The sequence below is a fragment of the Streptomyces sp. NPDC005492 genome, assembly GCF_040605995.1.
Lineage (GTDB): Bacteria > Actinomycetota > Actinomycetes > Streptomycetales > Streptomycetaceae > Streptomyces.
This window is the reverse complement of the sequence record NZ_JBEXDX010000014.1, coordinates 20,856-35,655: the sequence shown is the minus strand read 5'-3', so window position 1 is coordinate 35,655 and position 14,800 is coordinate 20,856. Positions and strand designations below refer to the sequence as shown.

The 14,800-nt window shown below is 70.8% G+C and carries 13 protein-coding genes; 7 read left to right on the top strand and 6 right to left on the bottom strand.

Annotated elements, in window-relative coordinates:
* Positions 1-51: 51 nt before the first annotated feature.
* From ABZT04_RS20515 to ABZT04_RS20505, 3 genes are all read right to left on the bottom strand, one after another.
* Positions 52-1,158 (bottom strand): ATP-binding protein, encoded by a 1,107-nt coding sequence (locus tag ABZT04_RS20515; RefSeq protein ID WP_356058130.1) that lies wholly within the window; start codon positions 1,156-1,158, stop codon positions 52-54.
* Positions 1,155-1,895, bottom strand: a complete 741-nt coding sequence (locus ABZT04_RS20510; protein WP_019075191.1) for a response regulator transcription factor — start codon at positions 1,893-1,895, stop codon at positions 1,155-1,157. The genes ABZT04_RS20515 and ABZT04_RS20510 overlap by 4 nt, the downstream gene beginning before the upstream one ends.
* A 113-nt stretch (positions 1,896-2,008) precedes the next feature.
* Positions 2,009-2,686: a spermidine synthase gene (locus tag ABZT04_RS20505; protein WP_356058129.1), complete on the bottom strand. Its 678-nt coding sequence runs from the start codon at positions 2,684-2,686 to the stop codon at positions 2,009-2,011.
* Between the two features lie 193 nt (positions 2,687-2,879).
* Here ABZT04_RS20505 and ABZT04_RS20500 point away from each other — a divergent pair, with 193 nt between their 5' ends.
* Entirely contained in the window at positions 2,880-3,689 is an 810-nt protein-coding gene (locus ABZT04_RS20500; RefSeq protein ID WP_356058127.1) for a rhomboid-like protein, read from the top strand.
* A gap of 362 nt (positions 3,690-4,051) precedes the next feature.
* On the opposite strand, the gene ABZT04_RS20495 is transcribed toward ABZT04_RS20500, so the two are convergent.
* A complete protein-coding gene (locus ABZT04_RS20495) occupies positions 4,052-4,873 on the bottom strand; it encodes a GNAT family N-acetyltransferase (RefSeq protein WP_356058126.1) in 822 nt (273 codons plus the stop codon).
* 555 nt (positions 4,874-5,428) lie between these two features.
* Between ABZT04_RS20495 and lon the strand changes: the two genes are divergently transcribed.
* Positions 5,429-7,846: an endopeptidase La gene (gene lon / locus ABZT04_RS20490; protein ID WP_356058124.1), complete on the top strand. Its 2,418-nt coding sequence runs from the start codon at positions 5,429-5,431 to the stop codon at positions 7,844-7,846.
* A 73-nt stretch (positions 7,847-7,919) separates the two neighbouring features.
* On the opposite strand, the gene ABZT04_RS20485 is transcribed toward lon, so the two are convergent.
* A complete protein-coding gene (locus tag ABZT04_RS20485) occupies positions 7,920-8,735 on the bottom strand; it encodes a lysozyme (RefSeq protein WP_356058122.1) in 816 nt (271 codons plus the stop codon).
* A gap of 201 nt (positions 8,736-8,936) precedes the next feature.
* Here ABZT04_RS20485 and ABZT04_RS20480 point away from each other — a divergent pair, with 201 nt between their 5' ends.
* The gene (locus ABZT04_RS20480; RefSeq protein ID WP_356058121.1) at positions 8,937-9,419 is read left to right on the top strand and encodes a MarR family transcriptional regulator; all 483 of its coding nucleotides are present in this window, start codon (positions 8,937-8,939) and stop codon (positions 9,417-9,419) included.
* Between the two features lie 21 nt (positions 9,420-9,440).
* Here ABZT04_RS20480 and ABZT04_RS20475 read toward each other — a convergent pair whose 3' ends face one another.
* Complete coding sequence (locus tag ABZT04_RS20475; protein WP_356058120.1) at positions 9,441-10,229, bottom strand: protein phosphatase 2C domain-containing protein; 789 nt, start codon at positions 10,227-10,229, stop codon at positions 9,441-9,443.
* Positions 10,230-10,582: 353 nt separating this feature from the next.
* Here ABZT04_RS20475 and ABZT04_RS20470 point away from each other — a divergent pair, with 353 nt between their 5' ends.
* From ABZT04_RS20470 to ABZT04_RS20455, 4 genes are read left to right on the top strand one after another with little or no spacing between them, the layout of a single operon-like run.
* The gene (locus ABZT04_RS20470) at positions 10,583-13,252 is read left to right on the top strand and encodes a nitrate- and nitrite sensing domain-containing protein (protein WP_356058119.1); all 2,670 of its coding nucleotides are present in this window, start codon (positions 10,583-10,585) and stop codon (positions 13,250-13,252) included.
* Positions 13,249-13,752: a roadblock/LC7 domain-containing protein gene (locus ABZT04_RS20465; protein WP_356058117.1), complete on the top strand. Its 504-nt coding sequence runs from the start codon at positions 13,249-13,251 to the stop codon at positions 13,750-13,752. The genes ABZT04_RS20470 and ABZT04_RS20465 overlap by 4 nt, the downstream gene beginning before the upstream one ends.
* The gene (locus tag ABZT04_RS20460; RefSeq protein WP_356058116.1) at positions 13,749-14,159 is read left to right on the top strand and encodes a DUF742 domain-containing protein; all 411 of its coding nucleotides are present in this window, start codon (positions 13,749-13,751) and stop codon (positions 14,157-14,159) included. Before ABZT04_RS20465 ends, ABZT04_RS20460 begins: the two co-directional genes overlap by 4 nt.
* Positions 14,140-14,781 carry an ATP/GTP-binding protein gene (locus tag ABZT04_RS20455; RefSeq protein WP_356058115.1) on the top strand — a complete coding sequence of 214 codons (642 nt, stop codon included), beginning with the start codon at positions 14,140-14,142 and terminating at the stop codon, positions 14,779-14,781. Before ABZT04_RS20460 ends, ABZT04_RS20455 begins: the two co-directional genes overlap by 20 nt.
* The last annotated feature ends 19 nt before the right edge of the window (positions 14,782-14,800 follow it).

The window sequence follows — 14,800 nt, the reverse complement described above, 5'->3', positions numbered from 1 at the left end:
TCCGTCAGCGCGGACCGTCGTGGATCTTGGGGCTCCGGTTCGAACTTTACGTCAACTTGGCACGGATGACAGTCCCGGAAGAGTGACGATAATCCTGCAGCCGCGGTCGGATTCGGCCACGCCGATCCGGCCGCCGTGCAGATCCACCGCCCAGCGGGCGATCGCGAGGCCGAGGCCCGTACCGCCGTCGCTGCCGGGTCCGTGGGGGGAGCTCACCGCTCCCCGGTTGAACCGCTCGAAGATGTGCGCCCACTCCGCCTTCGGGATGCCGGGCCCCTCGTCCAGGACCTCCAGCTCCAGCGACTCCGGCAGCGAGCCGCGCCGCGCCTTGACCGTCACGCGCCCGTGCGCGGGGCTGTGCTTGACCGCGTTGTCGATCAGGTTGGCGACGACCTGGTGGATGCGCTCCGGGTCCGCGAGCGCGGTCAGCTCCGGCGGGGACACGTCCAGGTGCAGATGGACGTCCGTCCGCGTGTGACTGCCCGAGCCCGACGCGATGCCCGCGCGCAAGGAGGTCACCATGTTGGCCTCCTTGAGCACGCCCGAGAGATACGGCCACACCTCGAAGCGGCGCGTCTTCAGCGGTACGACGCCGTTGTCCAGGCGGGAGAGGTCCAGCAGCGTCTCGACCAGGCGCCCGAGACGCTCGGTCTGCTTCAGCGCCGTACGCATGGTCTCCGGATCGGCGGCCGAGACGCCGTCGACGACGTTCTCCAGGACGGCGCGCAGGCCGGCGATGGGGGTGCGCAGCTCGTGCGAGACGTTCGCGACGAGTTCCTTGCGCTGGCGCTCCTGGGCCTCCAGCTCGTCGGCCATGACGTTGATCGTCTCGGCCAGGTCGCCCAGTTCGTCGCGGCGGTTCTCGCGCACCCGGCGGGTGTAGTCGCCGTGCGAGATGGACCGGGCCACCGCGTTCATCTCGTCCAGCGGCGCGGTGAGCGAATGGGCCACGAACTGCGTTATCAGCAGTGTGGCGATCATCGAGAAGACCGTGATGAAGCGCAGCTCCGTCGCGGTGCGCATGGCGATCATCATCAGCCCGGTGGTGATGAGCACCGCGATGACCACCAGCGCGCCCAGCTTGGTCTTGATCGAGAACGGGCGTACGCCGCCCCAGGGCTCCCCGGGACTCCTCCGTGACGTCGGCCCGTCGCTCATGGCGTCGGTGTCTCCAGGGCGTAGCCGACGCCGTGCACCGTGCGGATCCGCTCGGCGCCGATCTTCCGGCGCAGCGCCTTGATGTGGCTGTCCACGGTGCGGGTGCCGGAGGCGTCCGCCCAGTCCCACACCTCGGCGAGCAACTGCTCGCGCGAGAGCACGGCACGCGGGGTGTTCGCCAGGCACACCAGCAGGTCGAACTCGGTGGGCGTGAGATGCACGTCCTCGCTGCGCACCCGTACCCGGCGCTGCGCGTGGTCGATCTCCAGCTCACCGAGGCGCAGGATGCCCGAGCGCGGGGTGGACGCGGCCACCACGGCACGCTCCACGCGGCGCAGCAGGACGTGCACCCGGGCCGCCAGCTCCCGCATGGAGAACGGCTTGGTCATGTAGTCGTCGGCGCCGACCCCGAGCCCGACCAGCATGTCGGTCTCGTCGTCGCGCGCGGTGAGCATCAGCACCGGCACCGGGCGGGCGGCCTGCACACGGCGGCAGACCTCCAGCCCGTCGAAGCCGGGCAGCATGATGTCGAGGATCAGCAGATCGGGCTGCCAGGCCTCGGCGGTGTCGACGGCCGAGGGCCCGTCGCCCGCGGTCTGCACGAGGAATCCCTCGGCGCGCAAACGGGCCGCGATGGCGTCGACGATCGTCGCATCGTCCTCGACCACGAGCACCCGGCGCTGTGCGCCCGGCGTGGCCGTGGCCGTGCCGTTGTGGGAGGTGTGTGTCTGCTCCATCGCCCGCCCCTGAAGTGTGCTTTCCGGAACCAGTGGGGTGATCCCATGACTGCGCTTGACGCTTGAATGATCGGCGTCAGGGAAGCAGGGTACGGGCAGTCACGGCGCCTTTGCTATCCAGGTCGGACGGCGAGGTGCACGACGTCGGGAACTCCTCGGGCAACGGGGATCTCTTCGGTACGCACCTGTTTGAACCCGGCATTCCATAAGGTTCGCTCAAATTCCGGAGAGGGCTGCGCGGACCATACGGCCAGTACCCCGCCGGGTCTCAACACCCTTGCGCAGCTTGCCAGTCCGGCCGGTGAGTAGAGGTTGTCGTTGCCTTCTGTGACGGTCCAGTCGGGGCCGTTGTCGATGTCGAGGCAGAGCGCGTCGAAAGTGGCGCATGTCTCATTGACGAATGCGACCAGGTCCGTTTTCAGAATCTCGGTCCGGGGGTCGGCCAGGGCGGACGCGGAGAGCGCGGACAGCGGTCCCGAGCGGTGCCATTCGACGATCGCGGGCTCGCGCTCCACGACCGTGATCCGGCCCCAGCGTGGATCGGCGGCGGCGTGCGCCAGGGAGAACCCCACGCCCAACCCGCCGATCAGTACGTCCGGTTCGGGGCGCCCGTCGAGCGCGTCGCAGGCGACGTCGACCAGCAGGCGCTCCGAGCGCCCGTCCGAGGTGTCCATCAGGAAACAGCCGTTGGCGATGATCTGCAGCAACTCGCCGTGCCGGCGCAGCACCACCTCGCCGTAGGGGCCTTCGCGGCGGTCCAGGACGACGGGAGTGCCGTACGCGGTGGTCATGGAACCCATCCTGACAGTTTCACCGGAGCGGGCAGCCGAATTAACCCTGGGGGGCCAGGTCCGGGCGCACGGCGGGGGCGGACGCGTGTGGAAGCTTTCAGGTTGCTGTGAATCGGCTCTCGCGTGGCGTCGGTCATAGACAGCGACAGGTGGGACGACGAAGGGTGGGGTGATACGGAAGGAGCGCCTCGGCGTGGAACGGATCGCGACGGAGCCCGGACCGGATCCGGTGGTGGACTCCGCTCTGCTCGACGCGCTGCCCCGGCAGCGGGAAGTCGCGGAAACGGTCGGGGAGTTGGGCCTGTCGGCCGCGGCTCCGGCGGCGGTGTCCGTCTCGGCGTCCACCCCCGCCCTTCCCCGCGAGCCACGGCTCCTGCCCGCCCTGCGCCAACTGCTGCCGACGCCCACCGGGACGCCGTTCACCTTCGGTTACGCGGCGTTGCTCGTCGTCACCTCGCTCGTCGCGCAGTACGCCTCTCCCGCGCTCGTGAGCCAACTCCACCAGGCCTCCAGCACCGATGTCGCCCACCTCGTGCGCGACCCGCTGCTGGTGCTGGTCGCCAGCGCGCTGTGGATCGTCGGCGGGATGCTGTCGCCGTACGCGATCCTCTTCCTGCTCGTGCTGACCGCGCTGGAGCGGCGGATCGGCGGGGCACGGGCCGCCGGGGTGTTCCTCTTCGGGCACGTCGTGGCCACGCTCGCCACCGAAGGGACCGTGGGGATCGCGGTGTTGGCCGGGCAGCTGCCCGACAGCTCGCTGCACCGCCTCGACTACGGCATCAGCTTCGGCGTCGCCGCGAGCATAGGAGCGCTGGCCGGCCTGCTGCGGCCGTGGCTGGGGCTGCCGCTGGTCGCGCTGTTCGGCTGGACGCTGGTCGAGGGCCTGATCGAGTTCACCGACCCCATGACGAACTGGGGGCATCTGATCGCCCTGACGCTGGGCATGGCGACCTGGCCGCTGATACGGCGTTGGCAGCGGGCCGCGCGGGTCACCGCGGCCTGACTCCCCGCCCGTCCGGCCGCGTTCAGCCCCTTCGCCGGCGCCGGAACGCCAAGTCGCCGCTCCTCTTGGGCGGTTGCGGTGTGCAGCGTGTTGGTGAGCTGGTAGGGATCGCGCGCAGGTCGTAGTACTCAGGAAGAGCACCTTGCCGTCGCGGTCCGTCGCCAGGCCGTTCTTGCCGCCGCCGTCGCCATCACGGCGGCCCCGGCCACGACCGTCCGCCTGCGCGGCCCACGCCGCGATCGCTCGCCGTTCACTTGATCCCTCATGTCCCCGTATGCGCGCGCCCGCACGCTGTGAATCGGCTGGTGTTTTGCGGCAGTTGCCTGTGATCGCCGTTGCGGGGATGTGGCGGGTGCCTTCGCCTACTTCAGCCGCACGATCTCCTGCTCCGGTGACCACACGTAGGGCGTGGTCGTCGTGACCGCCCGGAATCCCAGCCGTCGCAGGATGGGCGCGCTGTCGTCGGACGCGTCCACGTGCAGATAGCGCACTCCGCGGGCGGCGGCGAGGGCGGCCCGGGTGGCGACCAGGGCGCGGTAGATGCCCTTGCCACGCCACGCGGGGAGGGTGGAGCCGCCGAGCAGGCTGGCGAACTCCGTGCCAGGGCGGAAGGCCAGCCAGGCCACGGAGACCATCTCGTCCCCGGCCTCGACGACGTAGACGGCCATCTGGTCCGGAGCGGCGGCGATCCGGCCGAGCAGGTCGGCCACCAGCCAGTTGAGGTCCATGTCCCAGACGGCCGACTGCAGGGTCCCGAGCCGCCGCAGATCCGCCTCGGAGCCGACCTGGCGGATCGTGACACCGTCCGGCAGCACGGGCTGCGCCGCGGCCATCTCCTCGGGCCGCCCGACGAGCACCGTCTCCCGCTCCTCGGCTACGAAGCCCGCCGCACGCAGCCGCTCCGGAATTTCGGCCGGTACGTCATGGGACCGGGTCTTCCACTCCACGCTCTCCCCACGCGCCGCGAAGAAGTCCCGCTGCCGGACGATCAGTTCGTCGAGCTCCGGCCCCTGCACCCCGAGATCCTGCGGCCCGCTCACAAAGCCCCGGAAATTCCCGACCGCCCGCAGCAGCGGCCCGTCCTTCTCGTACGTCACTCCGACGGGCGGAATGGGCGGGTTGGCGCGCAGTTGGTCGTCGTAGGCGGAGAGGAGGGCGAGGGTCTGCGGGTCTGTTTCCGTCACGGGGAGACGGTACGGAACGGGGGCGCCGGGGCAACCGATTATCGGCGGCAGCGGCAGGACGCCCTGTTCTGTGCGGCCGGGGACTCCTGGCAGCCGCACAGAACGGATGCGTTACGCCAACGATCCTTGCCCAGCGGTCACCGGGCACCGCCTGCGTCGCTCATGCCATCGCCCGCGGTCCGAACGTCGCCCCGAGTCCGGGCAGGTCGAGGCGCCGCACGCCGCCGAAGGCAGCGCTGTGGAGCGCGCGCGTGCGGAGACACAATCGCCGGGGCCGAGGCAGGAGCGGCGGCAGGCCGGCTCCTTGCCGAAGGGCACCTCTCCATCCGCACCGAGCTGCGCCCGTACGGGCAGTGGGACGGGTTTCCGTCCGGGGCGCCGCCGGCGGCCCACAACACTCCACACCCCGGGAAGTTCCTACCCCCATTCAGCGTTCACCTGCGATGAGACAGCCATCGCCCCCTGATCGCTCACGGCGAACACCCCCTGGGGAACAATCGAGGCCGCGCAAGCATTGAGTCGGCATAGCTCAACTTGACTGCCTAAGGGGAGATCATGGCTTCGACGTCCACACCGCTCACCCTGCCCGTGCTGCCGCTCGACGACGAGGTCGTGCTGCCCGGAATGGTGGTTCCGCTGGACCTGAACGACACTGATGTACGCGCCGCAGTGGAGGCCGCCCAGGCCGCCGCGCGGTCCGAGCCCGGAAAGCCCAAGGTCCTGCTGGTGCCGCGCATCGACGGGACGTACGCGAGCACAGGTGTGCTCGGCACCGTCGAGCAGGTCGGCCGACTGGCCGACGGGGACCCGGGTGCGCTGATCCGCGGCCGTAGCCGCGTGCAGATCGGCGCCGGGACCACCGGCCCGGGTGCCGCCCTGTGGGTGGAGGGCACCGCGCTCGACGAGAGCCTGCCCGAACCGTTGCCCGGCTCGGTGACCGAGCTGGTGAAGGAGTACAAGGCGCTGGCCACCGCGTGGCTGCGCAAGCGGGGGGCCTGGCAGGTCGTCGACCGCGTGCAGGCCATTGATGACGTGTCGACGCTGGCCGACAATTCCGGTTACTCGCCCTTCCTGACCACCGAGCAGAAGATCGAGCTGCTGGAGTCCGCCGACCCGGTGGCCCGCCTCAAGCTCGCCACCCAGCATCTGCGCGACCACCTCGCCGAGCAGGATGTCGCCGAGACCATCGCCAAGGACGTGCAGGAAGGTGTCGACAAGCAGCAGCGGGAGTTTCTGCTGCGGCGTCAGCTCGAAGCCGTCCGCAAGGAGCTGCGCGAGCTGAACGGCGACGCGACCGAGGGCGAGGAGTCCGACGACTACCGGGCCCGCGTCGAGGCCGCCGATCTTCCCGAGAAGGTCCGCGAGGCCGCGCTCAAGGAGGTCGAGAAGCTGGAGCGGTCCTCCGACCAGTCGCCCGAGGGCTCGTGGATCCGGACCTGGCTGGACACCGTTCTCGAACTCCCGTGGAACGAGAGGACCCAGGACGAGTACGACATCCAGGGCGCCAAGGCGATCCTGGACGCCGAGCACGCCGGCCTGGAGGACGTGAAGGAGCGCATCACCGAGTACCTGGCCGTGCGCAAGCGCCGCGCGGAGCGGGGCCTGGGTGTCGTGGGTGGCCGGCGCGGCGGTGCCGTACTGGCCCTCGTCGGGCCGCCCGGCGTCGGCAAGACCTCGCTCGGTGAGTCGGTCGCCCACGCGATGGGACGGAAGTTCGTCCGGGTCGCGCTCGGCGGCGTCCGGGACGAGGCGGAGATCCGCGGTCACCGGCGTACGTACGTCGGTGCGCTGCCCGGCCGGGTCGTCCGTGCCATCAAGGAGGCCGGGTCCATGAACCCGGTGGTCCTGCTGGACGAGATCGACAAGGTGGGGTCCGACTACCGGGGCGACCCGGCGGCCGCCCTGCTCGAAGTCCTCGACCCCGCGCAGAACCACACCTTCCGTGACCACTACCTGGAGGTCGAACTCGACCTGTCCGACGTCGTGTTCCTCGCGACGGCGAACGTCCTGGAGGCCATCCCGGAGGCGCTGCTCGACCGGATGGAACTGGTCCGGCTGGACGGCTACACCGAGGACGAGAAGGTCGTCATCGCCCGTGACCACCTGCTCCCGCGTCAACTGGAGCGGGCGGGGCTCAAGGACGACGAGGTCGTCATCGACGAGAGCGCGCTGCGCAAGCTCGCCGGTGAGTACACCCGCGAGGCGGGCGTCCGCACCCTGGAGCGGTCGATCGCCCGGCTGCTCCGCAAGATCGCCGCGCAGCACGAACTGGGCGAGCGGGAGCTGCCGTTCACCGTCACGGACGCCGACCTGCGCGCCCTGATCGGCCGGCCGCACCACGTGCCCGAGTCCGCCCAGGACCCGGCGGAGCGCCGTACAGCGGTCCCCGGAGTCGCCACCGGCCTCGCGGTCACCGGCGCGGGAGGTGACGTCCTCTACGTCGAGGCGTCCTTGGCCGACCCGGAGACGGGCGCGGCGGGTCTGACCCTGACCGGTCAGCTCGGTGACGTGATGAAGGAGAGTGCGCAGATCGCCCTGTCGTTCCTGCGCTCGCACGGCGCCGAACTGGAGCTGCCGGTCGGTGACTTGAAGGACCGGGGCGTGCACATCCACTTCCCGGCGGGCTCGGTGCCCAAGGACGGCCCGAGCGCGGGCGTCACGATGACGACGGCCCTGGCGTCGCTGCTCAGCGGCCGACTGGTCCGTACGGACGTGGCGATGACCGGTGAGGTCTCGCTGACCGGTCGGGTCCTGCCGATCGGCGGCGTGAAGCAGAAGCTGCTCGCCGCGCACCAGGCCGGGGTCACCACGGTGATCATCCCGAAGCGCAACGAGCCCGATCTGGACGACGTCCCGGCCGAGGTCCTGGACAAGCTCGACGTCCACGCGGTGACGGACGTCCGCCAGGTCCTGGAGCTGGCGCTGGCACCGGCGACGAACGGTGCGGCGACGGAGGTTCCGGTGGCGGCGTGACGGACGCTCACCGGTAGGTGAAGGCCCGGGTTCCCTCTCGCGAGGGGGCCCGGGCCTTCGCCGTACGCCCGTGTCAGCCGTTGGCGAGGGCGACCACGCGGTCCAGCGCCCCGTTGAACACGTCGTGGTCCCCGACCGTCGGCCCGGACGACGTGTACTGCCACATCGTGTAGTACGACCACCCGGCCGGCAGCGTCCCCGGGTCCGCGGCGTACCGCGCGATCCACAGCGGGCTCGCCGAGGCGAAGCCGCCGTAGTTGCCGGTGCAGGCGGTCCACCAGCTCGTCGCGGTGTAGATCACGGCGTCGCGGCCGGTCCGGGACTTGTACGTGGCGAGGAAGTCGGCGATCCAACTGACCATCGCCGCCGCCGACTTGCCGTAGCAGGACGCGCCGTACGGGTTCCACTCGATGTCGAGGACACCGGGGAGGGTCCTGCCGTCCTTGGACCAGCCGCCGCCGTGGGCGACGAAGTAGTTGGCCTGGGTGGCGCCGCTCGTCGTGTCCGGGGTCGCGAAGTGGTAGGCGCCGCGGATCATGCCGACGGAGTAGGAGCCGTTGTACTGCTGGGTGAAGTAGGGGTTCGTGTAGTACGTCCCCTCGGTCGCCTTGGTGTAGGCCCACCTGACGCCGCTGCTCCACAGGGTCGACCAGGCGACGTTGCCCTGGTAGCCGCTGACGTCGACGCCCTCCGTCACGGCGGCGAGGCCGACGGGGGAGCCGCCCTGGCCGTCGTGCGCCAGGACGCCGATGCCCATGTAGGCGGAGCCGCGGGCGGGAACCGTGGCCGCGGTGGCGGGGAGGGCGGGGAGCAGGCTGAGCGCGGCGAGCAGGACCGCGCAGACGGTGAGGTGCCGAAGTCGTGGCGTGCCGGGTCTGTGCACGGGCATGGCGTGCCTCCGAGAGGGGGGAAGATCGTGCGGGGGTGGCGTGGGCATGCCGGCATTCGCCTGGGGCAAGAAGCTACGCACCGGGAACACCGGGTGGGAAGGGGGTCCGGGGGACGCCGTTGGTCTAGCCCTGCGAAATACTGGCGGAGCTGCGGCGATGACGGTGTTCTGCGGAAACTTTCACGATCGGGAAAGCTGGCCATGGGTGCTGATGTGCACAAGGACGAGGACAGAGGCGACGGCGGGCTCGCCGCGGACCAGGAATACCTGTCCCTGGAACGCGAGTTGACGTTCCTCTTCCGCCGGGCCCGGGCCAACCAGGGGGAGATGGCCCGCGAGGTCCACCCCGATCTGGAGTCCGCCGCGTACGGCCTGCTGGTCCGGCTGGAGGAGTACGGCCGGCAGCGGGCCACCGAGCTGGCCGCCTACATCGGCGTCGGCAAGGCCACCATGTCCCGCCAACTGCGCGCCCTGGAGGAACTGGGCCTGATCGCCCGCGAGCCCGACCCGGCGGACGGCCGCGCCTGGCTGGTCGACCTCACCGACGAGGGCCGCCGCCGCGTCACCCACGTCCGCGAGGCCCGCCGGGCCCGCTATGTCACCCAGCTCGCCCACTGGGACCGCCGAGAGGTCGCCGAACTGGCCCGGCTGCTGCACCAGTTGAACGGCGTCATGGAGAAGTGAGGGCGGCACGGCCGTAGGGGTTCACCACTCGACGTACACGACCGTCGCGTCGTCGTGCGTCTTGCTCCGCCGCAGATATGTCCGGGTCTCCTCGTCGGCCCGCTCCAGCGCGCGGACGCGGGTCACCAGCTCGGACGGCCCCTGCTTGCGGACGAGGGTGAAGCAGTCCGTCCAGTCGCCCTCGTGGAACTTCTCCACCCAACGCGTCGCCCCGTCCGTCAGGGCGGCGAGGGCGCGGACGTCGTCGCGCGGGAGGGAACCCGTCACCGCCCGCGCCGCCACCGAGGGATCCGCGGCGGCCGTGAAGAAGCCGCCCTCCTTGTTACGCACCGTGGTGTCGACGAGGGCGTCCGTCGCCAGGGCGGCCCGCGGCAGGCGGGAAAGGCGGTCGTCGAGTACGGCGGTCACCTCGCCGGCGGGGGATTCCAGGAGCAGGGCCGAGTCCGAGAGGACCAGGTATTCGATCTCCCGCGCGGACCAGCGGGCCAGCACCACCGTTGCCTGAGGGGTGCGTGGGTGAGAAAGGTCACAGGTGGTGGAGTGGGCCTCGGATGTTCGGAGGATCGCCCGGGAGAGAATCTCCGCCAGGGTCAGATCCCGGGCGGAAACGGTCAGTTCGGTCAGTGCGCCGCCCAGTCGCGCGGTGAACCAGGGGACCGAATGCAGACAGCCCGTCTCCCCTCGGGGCGGGGTCACACCGTCCAGGACGATCAGCGAACCGCCCTGTCCCGAGGCCGGAAGGCCGACGCTCGCGAAGTCCTCGTTGGGGCGGGCCGGGTCACCGGGTTCCGACGCAAGTTCCGTACGCATTCGGCCAGTCTGCACGACCTCTTCACCAGGCCTGCAAAAGCTTGGAACTCTTGGCTGAATCGGTGCAGTCGTGCAGGTCAGACGACTGGTTTGGGGTGGAATGGATCACTCCGGGAATGCGTGGCGGCGAATCCTGCCAAAGCATGTCGCTCACGTCCAACCGGCGCGGCCTACCGGCCGGTAAGGCGGGCCGCGGGAACTTGCCCGCCAACTCCCGTCCGGGGTTCACTCCTTCGGGTGGCGGGCCGGACGATGCGCGACCACTGCCCACCGGCACTGGGAGGGTCGCCGTACCGGGATGACGGAGCGTCACCCGGCCCCATGGGTACCACGAGTCAGGAATGCGAGCACCGGTGCAGAAAAAGCGGCCTCGGCGCCCAGGCAAGCAGACGGCCCCCCAGGGGAGCGCCACCGGTGCCGCCACGCCCGACCCCGCGGGCCAGGGGCGAAGCACCCACGTACGCAACCGGCTCATCGTCGCCGTGGCCGTCGTGGCCGCCGCCATCGCCGCGGCCGGCGTCCCCTCGCTGATCACGGCCTCCGGGCAACTGAGCGACTCCCAGGACCTGGTGACGCTCGCCGGACAGACGCAGGACGCCCTGTCGCTGGCCCACTCGCTCGCCGACGAGCGGGACGAGGTCACCTCGTACATCGCCGCCGGCCGCCCCAAGTCCCAGGCGCCCGACGAGGACCGCAGCGCCCGCGTCGACCGGCAGGTCGACGAACTCCGCGCCGACACCGACACGCCCGCCGCGCTGCGCTCGGACCTCGACGACGTCGCCGCCGTACGACGGGCCGCGCTCACCGGCAAGAGCAGCGCCCTTGAGACGCACGTCGCGTACTCCGGCGCCATCACCGAACTGCGCCGGCTCGCCGAGCAGTTGGCGGAGAAGACGCCGCCACGCGCGGGCTCCGGCGCCTACGCGCTCGCCGAACTCGACGCGGCCGTCCAGCAGGCCGCGGCCGCCCGCGGACTGCTCCTCGCCGCCCTGAACGTGCCGACGACCACCGAGACGGTCATCAGCCAGACCACCGGTCTCCCGGTCACCGAGACCACCTCCACGGACGCCCAGACCAAGCAGCGCGACGCGCTGAGCGCCGCCGCCCAGCAGGCCCGGCTGCGCTCCGACGCGGCGCTCGCCGACTTCCGCGAGACCGCGACAAAGGCGGCAGTCGAGGGCTACGACTCCACGGTCACCGGACCCGAGGTCAACTCCGCCCAGAAGTACCTCGCCTCCCTCACCGACCAACCCACGCTGTCCGACAGCGAGTTGGACACCAGCACCAAGAAGGTCGACGCGGCGCTCTCCGCCCGGGTCGACCTGATGCGCGGCGAGGAGTCCGCGCTCTATGTGCAGCGCGCCAAGGACCTCGCCCAGCTCCGCGACGACGACGTCAGCGCGCTGGAGCTGCGCATCGCGATCCTCGGCGCCCTCATGCTGCTCGCCGTCGGCATCGCCACCGCCATGGCCCGCACCCTGACCCGCCCGCTGTCGGTGCTGCGCCGGGGCTCGGCACGGCTGGCCGGCGCCGAGGACCCGGCGGCCGAGGAAGCCATCAAGTTCACCGGCCGCAACGACGAGTTCGCCCAGGTCGTCCGCTCGGTCAACACCCTGCACGCGCACGCGGCAGCCCTCCACGAACGCATCGCCACTCTGGAGGCCGACCGCAAGCACCTGGTCGGCCAGCGCCAGAAGATGGCCGACGCCCGCGAGGAACTCCGCGCCGAAGTCGCCGACTCCGCGACCCAGTTGGAGCGCCTGCGCACCAGCATCGGCGGCACCTTCGTCAACCTCGCGCTGCGCACCCTCGGCCTGGTGGAACGCCAACTCGCCGTCATCGAGGGCCTGGAGGAGCGCGAGCAGGACCCCGAGCGGCTCTCCACCCTCTTCAAGCTCGACCACTTCGCCACGGTCATGCGCCGGCACAGCGAGAACCTCCTGGTCCTCGCCGGCACCGAACACGTCCAGCAGCACGCGGGCCCGGTCCCGCTCGTCGACGTCGTCCGCGCGGCCGTCAGCGAGATCGAGCGCTACGAACGCGTCCGCATCTCGGCGCTCCCGCCGCACGCCCATGTGGCCGGCTTCGCCGCCGACGACCTGAGCCATCTGCTGGCCGAACTCATGGAGAACGCCACGTCGTTCTCCCCGCCGGACACCCCCGTGGAGATCTCCGGCTGGCTCCTGGAGAACGGCGAGGTCATGCTCTCCGTCCAGGACGAGGGCATCGGCATGACCGTCAGCCGCATGGACAGCCTCAACACCCGCCTCGCCGAGTTCGACCCGGACTCCCCCTACGACCAGGAGGGCGAGGAGGGCCTCGGCCTCGGCCTGTACGTGGTGGCCCGGCTGGCCCACCGCCTCGGCGTCCGCGTCCAGCTCCGCGACCAGAAACAGGGCGGCATCGCGGCCGTCGTGGTCCTCCCGGGCCCGCTGCTGGCCACGGCCCCCACCTCGGCGGTCCCCTCGTCCGCCCCGGTGAGCGGCGACACGCACTCCTACTCCCTGCCGGGCGCGGACGCGGAGGTCAACTCCAATGTCCTCTACGGCCGTTCGGAGCACGCGGACCCGCTGGTCGCCCTCGCGGAGCAGGCGGTGCGGGACACCCCGGAGGCCCCGGAGGCAACGGACATCCGGGAGACCCCCGAGACCCCGGCGGAGACGACGATGGAACTCCTGCTGCCTCTGGCGGCGGAGGACCCGAAGCCCGCCGCAGGTGAAGCCGAGGCCGAGGCCGAGCACACCCGGGCCGACGAGGAACCGGTGACGGCCAAGGGCCTCCCCAAGCGCACCCCCAAGATCACCCAGCCCGCCCAGGCCCCGCGCCAGCGGACCGGCACCGTGGACGCCGACGCGCTGCGCCGCAGACTGGGCGGCTTCCGCGCGGGCGCCTCCGCCGGCTACCGGGACGTAGAAGCGGAGATCGCCGAACGGACCGGTCAGAACCCGGTCCCGGCACCGCGCAGCGAGACCGCACGATCCGAGGAACTCACGGGGGGCACCGTCGAGGAGGCAAGCAGTTGACCGCGCCCAGTACCTTCGGACTGAGCAGTGAAGCCCGCAACCTGCACTGGCTGCTGAGCAACCTCGTCGAGGAGGTGCCCGGCATCCAGTCGGTCGCGGTCGTCTCCTCCGACGGCCTGCTGCTCCTCTCCTCCGATCCGGGGAGGAACACGGAAGCCAGGGAGGCGCTCGAAACCACGCGCTCCACCCCGCGCGGCTCCTCCGCCGACCTCGCCACCATCGTCTCCGGCATCGGCAGCCTCACCATCGGCGCCGCCAAGCTGATGGACTCCGGCCCGGTGAAGCACACGATGGTCGCGATGGAGGAGGGCAGCCTCTTCGTGATGTCGATCAGCGACGGTTCGCTGCTCGGTGTGCATGGTTCCGCGGACTGCGACATGAGCGTCGTGGCGTACCACATGGCGCTCTTCGTGGGCCGGGCCGGCCATGTGCTGACGCCCGAACTCCGCAGCGAGCTACGGAAATCCCTCGAAGACGCGTCCGCCGGGAGCGCCCGATGAGCCGTACGCCCAACAAACTTCCGGTGCGCGGCGGCGACCGCAAACCCGCCCGTGTCCGCCCCTACTCGCTCACCGGCGGCCGTACCCGTTTCGGCCATGTGCTCCTCGTGGAGACCTTCGTGGCGGCGCTCGAAGCCCCGGAGGAACGCCGGGAGTTGACGAACGGTTCGCTGGAGACCCGGGTCATGCCGGAGATGCGGGCCATCGTCGAACTCTGCCGCCGGATGCGCACGGTGGCCGAGATCGCCGCGCTGCTGAAGATGCCGCTCGGTGTGGTCCGCGTGCTCCTGAGCGATCTCGCGGACCAGGGAAAGATCCGTGTGTACGGAACCGGAACCGCCCACGGTACGGGCCGTCCTGACCGCGCTCTGCTGGAAAAGGTGCTGAGTGGACTCCGTCGTCTCTGACGCCGCCGCCTACGGCGTCTCCCCGCTCCTCGACGACGAGGAGCAACTGCGGCCCTGGCAGACGGACCGCACCCGCGCGCCCGTCGCCACGAAGATCGTGGTGGCCGGCGGCTTCGGCGCAGGCAAGACCACCCTGGTCGGTGCCGTCTCCGAGATCGAGCCCCTCCAGACGGAGGCGCTGATGACCGAGGCCAGCGAGGAGACCGACGACCTCACGGCCACCCCGGGCAAGATGACCACCACCGTCGCCATGGACTACGGGCGGCTGACCCTCGACGACGACCTGGTGCTCTACCTGTTCGGCACGCCGGGCCAGCAGCGGTTCTGGTTCATGTGGGACGACCTGGTGCGTGGCGCGATCGGCGCCGTGGTGCTGGCCGACACCCGCCGCCTCAAGGACTGCTTTCCCGCGCTGGACTACTTCGAGAGCTGCGGGCTGCCGTACATCGTCGCGGTCAACCACTTCGTCGGCAGCGAGCGGTTCGACCCGGAGGACGTGCGGGAGGCACTGACGATCCCCGCGCACGTACCTGTCATGATCATGGATGCGCGACGGCGGATTTCGGCCATCGAGACCCTGCTCGCGCTCGTCGGCCACGCGCTGGACGTCACCCCCGAGTAGTCCCCGAGCAGTCGCGACC

Coding starts and splice junctions, on each gene's coding strand:
- ABZT04_RS20505 (WP_356058129.1), bottom strand. CDS start 2,686: ATGACCACCGCGTACGGCACTCCCGTCGTCCTGGACCGCCGCGAAGGC.
- ABZT04_RS20480 (WP_356058121.1), top strand. CDS start 8,937: ATGGGTGCTGATGTGCACAAGGACGAGGACAGAGGCGACGGCGGGCTC.
- ABZT04_RS20475 (WP_356058120.1), bottom strand. CDS start 10,229: ATGCGTACGGAACTTGCGTCGGAACCCGGTGACCCGGCCCGCCCCAAC.
- ABZT04_RS20485 (WP_356058122.1), bottom strand. CDS start 8,735: ATGCCCGTGCACAGACCCGGCACGCCACGACTTCGGCACCTCACCGTC.
- ABZT04_RS20510 (WP_019075191.1), bottom strand. CDS start 1,895: ATGGAGCAGACACACACCTCCCACAACGGCACGGCCACGGCCACGCCG.
- ABZT04_RS20515 (WP_356058130.1), bottom strand. CDS start 1,158: ATGAGCGACGGGCCGACGTCACGGAGGAGTCCCGGGGAGCCCTGGGGC.
- lon (WP_356058124.1), top strand. CDS start 5,429: ATGGCTTCGACGTCCACACCGCTCACCCTGCCCGTGCTGCCGCTCGAC.
- ABZT04_RS20460 (WP_356058116.1), top strand. CDS start 13,749: ATGAGCCGTACGCCCAACAAACTTCCGGTGCGCGGCGGCGACCGCAAA.